The organism is Acidobacteriota bacterium, from assembly GCA_016196035.1.
Taxonomy (GTDB): domain Bacteria; phylum Acidobacteriota; class Blastocatellia; order RBC074; family RBC074; genus JACPYM01.
Genome location: JACPYM010000034.1, coordinates 111,384 through 122,277 on the forward strand (window position 1 = coordinate 111,384; position 10,894 = coordinate 122,277).

Annotated in this window: 9 protein-coding genes; 1 reads left to right on the plus strand and 8 read right to left on the minus strand. The window is 58.0% G+C overall.

Annotated elements, in window-relative coordinates:
• Positions 1 to 37 precede the first annotated feature (37 nt).
• Entirely contained in the window at positions 38 to 1,480 is a 1,443-nt protein-coding gene (locus HY011_12230) for a PQQ-binding-like beta-propeller repeat protein (GenBank protein ID MBI3423698.1), read from the minus strand.
• Positions 1,481 to 1,663: 183 nt separating this feature from the next.
• Positions 1,664 to 3,142: a PQQ-binding-like beta-propeller repeat protein gene (locus tag HY011_12235; protein ID MBI3423699.1), complete on the minus strand. Its 1,479-nt coding sequence runs from the start codon at positions 3,140 to 3,142 to the stop codon at positions 1,664 to 1,666.
• Positions 3,143 to 3,224: 82 nt separating this feature from the next.
• On the opposite strand from HY011_12235, the gene HY011_12240 reads away from it, so the two are divergent.
• Positions 3,225 to 3,986, plus strand: a complete 762-nt coding sequence (locus tag HY011_12240; protein ID MBI3423700.1) for an aldolase — start codon at positions 3,225 to 3,227, stop codon at positions 3,984 to 3,986.
• 220 nt (positions 3,987 to 4,206) lie between these two features.
• Here HY011_12240 and HY011_12245 read toward each other — a convergent pair whose 3' ends face one another.
• From HY011_12245 to bla, 6 genes are all read right to left on the minus strand, one after another.
• Positions 4,207 to 5,676 (minus strand): amidohydrolase family protein, encoded by a 1,470-nt coding sequence (locus HY011_12245; GenBank protein MBI3423701.1) that lies wholly within the window; start codon positions 5,674 to 5,676, stop codon positions 4,207 to 4,209.
• A gap of 323 nt (positions 5,677 to 5,999) precedes the next feature.
• On the minus strand, positions 6,000 to 7,643 hold the full coding sequence (gene ggt, locus HY011_12250; protein MBI3423702.1) for a gamma-glutamyltransferase: 1,644 nt from the start codon (positions 7,641 to 7,643) through the stop codon (positions 6,000 to 6,002).
• Positions 7,644 to 7,932: 289 nt separating this feature from the next.
• Entirely contained in the window at positions 7,933 to 8,178 is a 246-nt protein-coding gene (locus HY011_12255; protein ID MBI3423703.1) for a hypothetical protein, read from the minus strand.
• Positions 8,179 to 8,193: 15 nt separating this feature from the next.
• Positions 8,194 to 9,609 carry a PQQ-binding-like beta-propeller repeat protein gene (locus HY011_12260; GenBank protein MBI3423704.1) on the minus strand — a complete coding sequence of 472 codons (1,416 nt, stop codon included), beginning with the start codon at positions 9,607 to 9,609 and terminating at the stop codon, positions 8,194 to 8,196.
• 54 nt (positions 9,610 to 9,663) lie between these two features.
• Positions 9,664 to 9,906: a hypothetical protein gene (locus HY011_12265; GenBank protein ID MBI3423705.1), complete on the minus strand. Its 243-nt coding sequence runs from the start codon at positions 9,904 to 9,906 to the stop codon at positions 9,664 to 9,666.
• An 18-nt stretch (positions 9,907 to 9,924) separates the two neighbouring features.
• Positions 9,925 to 10,764 carry a subclass B3 metallo-beta-lactamase gene (bla, locus tag HY011_12270; protein MBI3423706.1) on the minus strand — a complete coding sequence of 280 codons (840 nt, stop codon included), beginning with the start codon at positions 10,762 to 10,764 and terminating at the stop codon, positions 9,925 to 9,927.
• Positions 10,765 to 10,894: the final 130 nt, after the last annotated feature.

Genomic DNA, 10,894 nt, shown 5'->3' on the forward strand with positions numbered 1-10,894 from the left:
CTGGTCATTGATGATCCTGTCTGCTAGCTGACTTGGGTTATTTGTTTGGTGCTGCATTACTGCTTGCAGTGTGTTTCGAATTGGCAAAACAAAAGAGAGTCGCGTGCGTGCGCACATAAAGCTTATCATCGGCAAACGCGGGTGTCGCGTGACAGGGCTCGCCTAGATCATTGACGGCTAAAATCTCCCACGCGCTGCCCGCTTTCACAACGGTCAGCTTGCCTTCTTCGCTCAACGCGAACAGCTTGCCGTCTGCCGCAACGGGCGACGCATAATAATCACCCAGCGCGCCCGTCAGCCTTCCTTGCTTGAGTAATTTGCCCGTTGCTGGATCGAGTGCTGACAAAATGCCGCCTTCTTTCATCAGGTAAAACACGTCCTGATAGAGCAGCGGCGACGGCGCATTCGGTAGCGCCTTTTCATAACGCCAGAGCAAATTGCCGGTCAGGTCGCCGCGCAGGTCGGCTTGCGGATCGAGTTTGAACGCGAGCGCGCCGTTGACCACAGTTTTGCGCTCTTGATAAGCGCGCCAGTCACGTTCGCCCAATGCGCCATCGCGGTCAAGATCGTAATCCGCCCAGGCCCGCGCGATGCGTTGATCGGTCATTTCGGCGCGCGCAATCTTGCCGTCCTGATTGGCGTCGAATTTTTTCAGCGCTTCGGCAAACGGCGGAATCACTTCCTGTTCGCCGGGATCAGCGCCGCCCGCCCAGCCCAGCACGTATAGCCGATCTTTGCCCAGCACCGGCGTAGGTTTGAGTTGCCAAGTCAACCCGCGCACCCACCAAACCTCTTTACCGCTGGCTACGTCATAGGCCGTCAGTTTCAACGAACCGGCGACCAGCACTTGCAACGGCGCTTTGGCGGGCTTGAACAGAATGGGCGTCGCAAAACCGCGCGTCGCTTCGGGCCGTTCGACGCGCCATTTGAGTTTGCCGGTCAGTTTGTCCACGGCAATAAAAAACGAATCCGATTCGGAATCGCAATTCAGCAGCAAGGTGTCATCAGCCAGAATCGGCGACGCGCCCATGCCGAATGGATTGTTGAATGGCCCCAACGGCAAGCGCCATTTCTCTTCGCCATTGGTAGTGAACGCAATCAGGCCGAAGTCGGTGAAGAAGGCGTAAACATTGCGCCCATCGGTCACGACGCTGGGCGAAGCCGGCGAGTTGGATTTGTGCAGCGCCTGCTTGCGCGGTTTCGGCACTTCGCGTTGCCAGAGGATTTTGCCATCCGCACGGTTGAGCGCAATGACATAGAGTTTGCTGGCGTCATACGCCGTGACAAAGATGTGCTCTTTGGTCAACACGGGCGAAGAGTGCCCGGCGGGCAGCGGCGTTTTCCAAACGACGTTTTTTGTCGGGCTGAATTCAACCGGCAGGTCTTTGGCCTCGCCAACGCCTGCACCATTGGGGCCGCGGAATTGCGGCCAGTTTTGTGCTTGGAGCGGGGGCGCAAACAGGCAGACAACGAGTGCCATCTGGCAGATAATGATTGAAAGTGATTTCATCATTGGAGGATTGTCGAACTCTTTGGAGTGCTGCGGCCCGGCGCAGCTTTTCTTTCCCGATTGCAAGGGTTGGAAGGCAGCGCGCGGCCTCGACGAGAGACGCAAGCGTTCGTTAGCGAAAGAAAAGCTGCGCCGGGCCGCAGCACTCCAAACTTATTTGGCAAAACAATAAAGCGTGTCCTGCGTGCGGATGTACAGCTTGTTATCGTCAATCGCGGGCGTCGCAAACACCTCGCTGCCTAAGGCATTGACTGCCACCGTATCCCATTCGCCTTTCGCTGAAACAACCGAAACGGTGCCGTCCTGACTGACCAGCCAGACCTTGCCGTCCGCGCCGACGGGCGAGGCGAAGTATTTGTCAATCGCGCCTTTCAAGCGGCCTTGCTTGATGACATTACCCGTCGCCGGGTCGAACGAAATTAGGATGCCGCTGTCATTCACCATAAACAGCACGCCTTGATAGAGCAGCGTCGAAGGTACTTGCGGCACCGGGCGTTGATATTTCCAGCGAATCGCCGTGCTGGTCATATCGCCCTGGCCGCCCAGTTTGATGGCGAGCAAGCCGTTTTCTGCTGCCATCATCGCGCGGAAGACCTCCCAGTCTTTGGCGTCCAGTTTGGCGTCACGATTGAGATCGAACGCGTCGAAGCCGTAATTCGGGCTAAGCACTTTGCTTATTGGGTCGTCTCCGGCAGTCTCATCGCGTCCGACAAAGCCATCGCCATTCTTGTCGTACTTCTTCAGGCCTTCTTCAAACGAGATAGTCGCGATTTGTTTGCCCGGTTGATTGAGCGGGAAGCCCCAACCGTTGATGTAGGCGTATTCGTTGTCAAAACTCATCACCGATTTCATCTCGCAAGCCAGGCCGCGCACCCACCAGATGCGCTTGCCATCGGCGACCGAATAGGCCGAAAGCTGGAATGATTCGGGAATCAGCAATTGCTTCGGGCCGGTCTTGGGCTGCCACACGGTCGGCGTCGAATAGCCCGAAATGACTTCGGGGCGATCAATCTTCCATTTGGTCTTGCCCGTAGCTTTGTCCACGGCGAGCAAATACGAACCGCCATCCTGATCTACCGGCAAAATCACTTTGTCATCCACCAGCATCGGCGAGGCGCCGTAGCCGTAAAACATGTTGAACGGCCCCAACGGCACGCGCCATTTCTCTTTGCCATTGGCGTCGTAGGCAAGCAGCCCGAAGTCCTGAAAGAAGACATAAACATTTGTGCCGTCAGTGACGGGACTCGCCGAAGCCGGGCCGTTGACGTTTTCGAGCCGCGCTTTGTTGACGCGCGGCACCTCGTGTTGCCAGACGATCTTGCCGGTCGCGCGGTCGAGGGCGATGACCGAAAGCTGGTAATTCGCCTTGGCTTTTTCTTTGTCGCCAATCGGCGTGTGAGCCGTCACAAAGATGCGCGTCGCTGTCAGCACGGGCGACGAATGGCCCGGCGGCAGCGCCGTTTTCCACACGACGTTTTTCTCTTTGCCAAATTCGTTCGGCAGATTGGTCGAAGCCGACAGCCCCGAACCGTTAGGGCCGCGAAAGCGCGACCAGTCATCACTGGCGAACAGGCTGCTTACTGCGCAAGCCAACACAATTGCTGCCGCACAGCTTGTGATGCGATTGTTCATGAAGTTCCTCCGAAAAAAGGCCGGTCAGTTTGCCGCCGCAGACTTTACCTGAGCCGCTATGCGCTGGCAAACTCCGCGCACCATGACGAACTATCAACTTCCCCCGCTGACCAATGGACAATACTCGTTGGCGCAAGCGCGCGTTGATTTATCCGCCGCGCTGCGCTGGGCCGCGCGCTTGGGCTTGAACGAAGGCATCTGCAATCACTTCAGTCTGGTCGCGCCCGGCTGGCCCGATTGCTTTCTGGTCAATCCGCAAGGGCTGCACTGGTCAGAGATCACGCCGAACGATCTGGTGCTGGTGGATGTCGAAGGCGCGATCATCCAGGGCCGCTATAACGTCGAAGCCACCGCCTTTCACATTCACGGGCGCATTCATGCGGGCAAACTCGGGGCGGCCTGTGTGCTGCATACACACATGCCTTACGCGACGGCTTTGGCGATTGCGGATGGCGGGTGCCTGGAATGGGCCAGCCAAAACGCGCTGCGGTTTTATGGCCGCGTGGCGTATGACGAGTGTTACAACGGCTTGGTGCTCGATGGTGAAGAGGGCGACCGCATTTGCGCGCAGCTGGAAAAGGCCGACGTGCTGTTCATGGCGAATCACGGCGTCATCGTGGCGGGCGCCTCGGTCGCGCAGGCCTTCGATGATCTTTACTACCTCGAACGCGCCTGCCGGGTGCAAGTGCTGGCGCAAAGCACGGGCAAGCAACTGCGCCTTGTGCCGGACGACATAGCCGCGTTGACCGGCCAGCAGATCGTCAATGATAAAGTGCAGCCGCACCTGCACCTGGAAGCGTTGAAACGCTTGTTGGATCGGGATGAGCCGGGCTGGCGTGGATAGCTGAGATCGCCGAGTGTTTTGGTTGTTATACCTGTGGCGGTTGACGCAATGGCTTCACTGCATGCCAGCGCCTGCCTCATTCTCCATTCCACATTCTCAATTCTCGTGCAGAGGCGTTCTTTCAAAGGAAATCCGCTGTCAAAGAATTGAGAATGTGGAATGGAGAATGAAGTATTTTGATGTTCAACTTGGCTTGATCAACCGGGCTGGCTCAGGCATCTCAATGCTCCGCTGCAAACGCTTTGATCCTCTCCAACAACGCCTGCCGCGCTTGCGCCGATAACAATTTGCCACCTTGAATCACCGCGTAGATCTGCCGCGTATTCGTGATGTTTTGTAGCGGATCGGCCTCCAGCAAAACCAAATCCGCCTGGTTGCCAACTTCAATGGTGCCGCGTGTGGCGGCTTCGCCAAAGTATTGCGCGGCATTGCGCGTCGCCGTTTGCAAGGCTTCCATTGGCGTCAAACCCGACTGCGTCAGCAACTCCAATTCCTGATGCAAACTGAAACCGGGCAGCACCGCGCCGTCATACGCATCCGTCCCCGCCAGCAACGGCACACCCGCCAAACGCATTGCGCCGATTATCTTGCGCGTCTTGGCGGCAATCTGTTGCCGCAAGGCGAAGCTTTCTGGCGCAGTGATCTTGATGCCTTCGCTGCGACGCTGTTCAAAGCGTGTGCGCGTCTTGAGCGGCAGATAGATTTTGGCGATGGGATCAATGATGTCTTCGGCATTGAGCGGCAACAGACGTTGCGCCCAGATTTGCGTGGGCACGACCCAAACATTGTTTTGCCTCAGCAACGTGAACAGCCCGGCGCATTTGCGCGCGTCGTAAGTTTCCAGCAGTTCGGTTTGCAGCTTGCGTTGCCGCAGTCGCAGTTGCTGGCGGTCGGCGTTGGGCGCTTCGGACTCTTTCTTGATGGCGAGCAATTCGGCGCGCAAGGCGTCTTCCTTGCTTGAACAACTCAGCATAATGCCCGCATCGCCGGGTAAGATTGGTGAACTGTGTTCGATGCTGCGCTGGCCCGAACGCGCGACTTCAAAGGCGCTGACGGCTTCGGGCACGTGGCCCGCGACGGTCAGGCCCAGCGCTTTCGCCTCGGCCAGCACGGCGCGATAACACTCTGGCGAAAGATTGGCCTGCACCTTGATGAAATCCACGCCGAGCGTTTTCAACTCGCGCACTTGCTGGCGCGCTTTCTCAGGCGTGCGCACGGGTTTGTCCACGAAGCCTGGGCCGTCTACGAAAGGGCCGGGCGCGATGATGCGCGGGCCGATGCTCTGGCTGGCGCTGATGGCTTGGCGCAAGTTATGAATGTGCTGCCAATCGCCGCCCATCTCACGGATGCCGGTGACGCCGAAAGCCGTGAGCAAGGGCAGCATCCACTCGCGGCTCAGCGTTTGATCGGGCTGATTGGTCAAATGGATGTGCATGTCCCACAAGCCCGGAATTAGGAACTTGCCGCTGGCGTCAATGATTTCGGCGTTGGGCGGTAGCTTCGTCTTGCCGGTTTTGAAAAGCTTGCTGATGCGCTCGCCTTCGATCAGCACGGTCATGCCGCGTTGGGCGGGCTTGCCGGTAGCGTCAATGACGGTGACGTTGCTGAGCGCCAGCGGGCGCGGGGATTGCGCGGCACACAAAGAGGCAAGCAGGGCTAGGAACAAAACAACAAGGCATTTCTGTTTCATAATTTCAGCGCGAATTGGATAAAGGTGAGTGATGCTTGCAGTAGATCAATTGCATCTTGCCGGTTTGGGCGGGAGTTTGGCAATGAGACAACTGTCAGAAAAGATGAAATTCAGGGCAGTGAGTTTGTATGCGAACAGGCGCTATCCAAAACGCTGTAGCCAATGGCTGATCCTGTGAGGAAGCGTGTGCCGATAGGGCGCAATCAAGGAACAAAAGCATGGAGTTCAAGCTTTAGCTTGTTTGGCGCGTCTTGCGCGCCCAGACAGCCTAAAGGCTGAACTCCATACTTTTGCCATTCAGCGTTTGTCTGAGTTCGCTGGAATTACCAGCCAATCGCACAACCATCCTTGCGCGGATCAGAACCGCCTGCCAACGCGCCCGTCACCGGATCAATCATAATCGCTTGATACCCGCCAAATGCGCCGAAGGCGGTGGTCAGCTTGTGTCCGCGTTTTTCCAGTTCTTTGCGCACATCCGCGCCGATGGCCGATTCCAGCGCGAGGCCGTTCTCGAAGTGGCGGAAGCGCGGCTGTTCGCCCGCCTGCTGCACGTCCATGCCGAACTCGATCATGTTCAGCAGGACTTGCACGTGGCCTTGCGCCTGCATATCGCCGCCCATCACGCCGAAGGTCAGCCAGGGCGCGCTATTCTTAAACACCATACCGGGAATCAGCGTGTGGAAGGGGCGTTTGCCGCCTTCGAGGCGATTGTTCGATTGCGGATTGAACGAGAAGCCCGCGCCACGATTGTGCAACACGATGCCGGTGTCGCCCGCGACCAGGCCGGAACCGAAAGCCGAAAAGATGCTTTGGATGAAGGAGACAGCATTGCGGTCATTGTCCACCACGGTCAGGTAGACGGTGTCTTCACCACCACGCGGGCCGCCGTCGCTGTCGCTGGCGACGTGCGTCAGGTCAATGCGTTTGCGCAAATCGGCGGCGTAATCTTTCGAAAGCAACTGCGCGAGCGGCGCTTGGTAAAACGCCGGATCGGCGATGTGTTTGGCGCGGTCAAGGAAGGCGAGCTTCTTCGCTTCGACCAGGAGGTGCAGATATTCCGCTGTGTTGTGACCGAGCGCTTTCACATCGAAGCCTTCCAGGATGTTGAGCATCTGCAAGGCGGCGAGGCCTTGGTTGTTGGGCGGCAATTCGTAAACGGTGTGGCCGCGATAGGTCGTGCTGATCGGTTCGACCCAGTTGGAAGTGTGATTGGCGAAATCCGCCAGCGTGTGCAGGCCGCCCTGGGCTTGGGCGAACTTGACGATCTTTTCGGCCAGCGCGCCTTTGTACATCACATCGCGGCCTTCTTTGGCGATCAGCTTCAAGGTCGCGGCGAGGTTTTTGTTGGTGAAAAGCTCGCCCGCTTCGAGGGCTTTGCCGTTGGGCAGAAAGGTCGCGGCGAAATCGGCGTTGCCTTTATGTTGCACGCCTTCCTGCCAATCGGTGGCGATGATCTCAGTGACGGGGAAGCCGCGTTCGGCGTATTCAATCGCCGGTTGCAGCACCTGGGCCAGCGTCATCGTGCCGTGGCTTTTGAGCAGCGTCGCCCAGCCATCCACCGCGCCCGGCACGGTGACGGTGTGTATGCCGTGTTGCGGCATGCGTGTGAAGCCGCGTTGTTTCAGCGCGTCAATGCTCAAGGCTTTGGGCGCACGTCCGCTGGCATTGAGTGCCTTCAACTCTTTTTTCTTTGCATCCCAAACCAACGCAAACAGATCGCCGCCAGGACTGACCATCATCGGCTCGACAACACAGAGCACGGCGGCGGCGGCGATGGCGGCGTCAATCGCGTTGCCGCCTTGTTGCAAGATGCGCAAACCGGCGGCAGAGGCGAGCGGCTGGCTCGTTGCGACCATGCCATTGAGGGCGCGCACGACGCTACGAGTGCCGCCTTTGCGCGCGTTGATGCGGTCGCCGACGGCGTTTTGCGAGACGGCGCCAGTGAAGGATGAGGATACGATGAGCATAACAGCAAGAAAGAAACAAGCAGGCTTTTGATAGTTCACAGCACAACTCCTCTGGCGCGTCCGCGTCGCCACTCCGGCTGGTGAATTCACGTGCTGTTCCGGCAAGCGTGTGTTTAGAGTTCCGCCTTTAGGCGGTCGGCGCGCCGCAGGCGCGTCAATTCGGCGCTACGCGCCGCCGACCGCCTAAAGGCGGAACTCCAAACACTTGCGCCTGCAAAATTCTTCCTACCGGAAAACAGCAATCGTAAAAACACTGGCAGGAGCGCGGAGGCAAGCGCACCGGTTGAAATCACATTTGCCACTTCGGCGCATCGTCTTCTTCAAAGTCCGATTCGTGTTCGATGGGCAATTGCTCTTTCAGTTGTTTCAACTCGCCCATCAATTTGGTGATCATTTCCATCACGTCGCGTACATCGCTGCGCATGGCGGCGATGTCGTGGCGCAAGCCGGCGGTCTCGGTGCGCAGCAGGCGGGTTTCTTCGTGCAGCGAGAGCATCCAGCTGCGAATGGGTTTGAGCAAAAGGTTGGTCAGCATAATTCCTCCACAAGGCTATTTGGGTTTGGTTTCGCTGATACAGAAAAGCTGATTCTGGCTGCGCAGAAACAGTTCGCCGTCAACGATGATTGGGGAGGAAATGAAAACCTGATCGGCCAGCGTGTTGGTCGCCAGCACTTCGTACTTTTCGCCCAGTTTCAGGACGATCACATCGCCGTCTTCGCTGGCGAGATAGAGCTTGCCGTTCGCACCAACAGGCGAGGCCTTGAAATTGTAAGGCTTGGGCAAGCGTTGTTGATGATAATACGGCTCGCCTGTTTTGGCATTAAAGGCGCTGAACATACCGTTGTCGGTCAGCGTGTACAGCTTGCCCTCGTGCAACACGGGCGAAGCGGTGTAAGACAAGCCGCGCGTTTGATTCCACAACACCTCTTCGGTGCCGGTCAGGTCTCCGTCTTTGCCTAGCCGGATGGCGAGCAGTTTGGGATTGACGTAACCGCTCATCACATAAACGACACCGTCGTGATAGATCGGTTGTGGGATGACGTTGATGCCTAATCCGCCGCATTCCCAAATCAATTTGCCGTTGGCGAGGTCGTAGCTGCGCACTTTGCGGGTCGCGCTCACGGCGACTTGCTTGCGGCCCGCGTGTTCAAAAATCAACGGCGACGTCCAGTCAGAACCTTCTTCGCGGGCGGTGCGCCAGAGTTCCTTGCCGGTTGTTTTGTCGAGCGCCACCAGGAACGAACCGCCAGCGTCTTTGCCGTCGTGGTCGAACAGCAATACCAGTGTGTTGCCGTCCAGCGCGGGTGCGCCGCCTTCGCCGAATTGCAGGCGCATCTTCATCTGCACGCCGAAATCTTTTTCCCAAATCAGCTTGCCGTTCAGGTCATAGCAATACAGTCCGCGCGAACCGAAAAAGGCCCAGACATTCTTGCCGTCCGTGACCGGGGAGTTCGAGGCGAAGCTGCCATACATCGCGTGATAGCCTTCGTGCGGCGTGGCGGTTTTCGGGCTTTGCTGCCAGAGCACTTTGCCGGTTTTGCGGTCGAGCGCCATGACGATCAGCTTGTGCTCAACGCCCGCGCCAACACCACCGCCACCAGGTCGTCCACCACCGGGAGGCGGGCCGCTGGGGCCCGGATTGGGTGGCGTGGTTGTGGGTGTTGCCGCATTGGTGGGGATTGCCGTGGTCAAAAAGATTTTGTCGCCCCAGATGACCGGCGTCGAATGGCCGCGTCCCGGAATGGCGGCTTTCCATTTGATGTTCTGCTTGTCGCTCCATTGCGTAGGGGCGTCGGTCGCTGCCATGCCATTAAAGAAGGGGCCGCGCCATTGCGCCCAATGAGCCTGGGCGTTGTCGGCGGGCACGGTTTGGCGCGGCTTGTTTTGTTGAGCAAAAAGCGGGATAGCGACGAGCGCACTAAGCGCCAGTAAAGCCGCGAACGCGGGATGTCGTTTGCGAATCATCGAGTGGTCTCCGAAAAAAATGGGGTGAAATCAAAGTACGCTGCAAGCCGCGTTTTAGCCAGCGCGCCGTAAGGCTCGAAGGCAACGCCAGGCGCACCAGCCAAACGCCAGCGCCAGTATGGGGAAGGCGACGGCTCCAATAAACGCGCCTTGCCCGCCCGCCCGTGTCGCGGTCAGTCCGCGCGTCACATACAGCAAACGCGCCGTGTAAAAGATAAAGAAGGCGCTCACCAGCCCAAGCACGAATGCTCCCAGGCCAAAGATAGCCGCCCGCGCCGGATTTGAGTTTGTCGCCATAGATTCACCTTCAAACCTTCAGCGGCTGGCGCGCTCTTTTTCGAGTTGTTCGTGGTAACTCTTTTCATATCCGGCAATGTATTTCTGATAGCCCGCCGGATCAATGAATGGGTTGGTGGCAGGGTTGCCTTCCAACAGTTTGACCTTGGCTTCCAGATTGAAAAACGGCGCGTGCGGCCCCAGGAAGACCTCGCACGGCAAAGCTTTCAACGTCTGGAACGATTTGGCATACGCTTCGGCAATGTTCGGCCAGGCCGGGAAATTGACCAGATGCACGCCGTCGTTGATGGACATGCTGCCAACGAAGACCACGTTGTATTGCTTGCCGCCTTCTTCCACCGTCGTCGTCCAGGTCGTGTTACCTTCGGTATGGCCGGGTGTCAGATGTGCGGTCAACGCGAGCTTGCCCAGCCGCGCCACTTCGCCGTCTTTGAGCACCTTGTCCACTTTCACCGGCTTGTAATCACCAAGCGGGAAGAAGCCTTTCTTGCCGCCGCTTTCCAGCACCAGCGCATCGGCAGCGGTTGCGTATACCTGCGCGCCGGTCGCCGCTTTCATATCCGCATGCCCGGCGACGTGATCGAAATGGGCGTGGCTGGACAGGATGATCTTGATGTCTTTGAGCTTGAAGCCGAGCGCTTCGATGTTGGCGCGCACGATGGGCGCGGATTCTTGCAGCGCCGTGTCAATCAGGATGTGCCCCTGCGGCGTCGTCAACAGGTAACAGGCCAACTGGCTCGTGCCGACATAATGGATGTTGCCGATGATGCGAAACGGTTTGAAGGGTTTGTTCCAGGCTTCGATGGGGAAGCTTTGCTGCGCGGCAAGCCTGTGCTGCGCGCCCAGGCAAAGAAACATAAGGCAGAATGTTCTTAGCCAGTGGGTAGCTTTAGGGATAGTCATGGTTGATTCAAGTTATCTGTGTCAGTTGAGCCAAAGAGGCAGTACCGCGCGCGTCAGCAAGCGGAGCCTCCACGAGTCTGTCAGT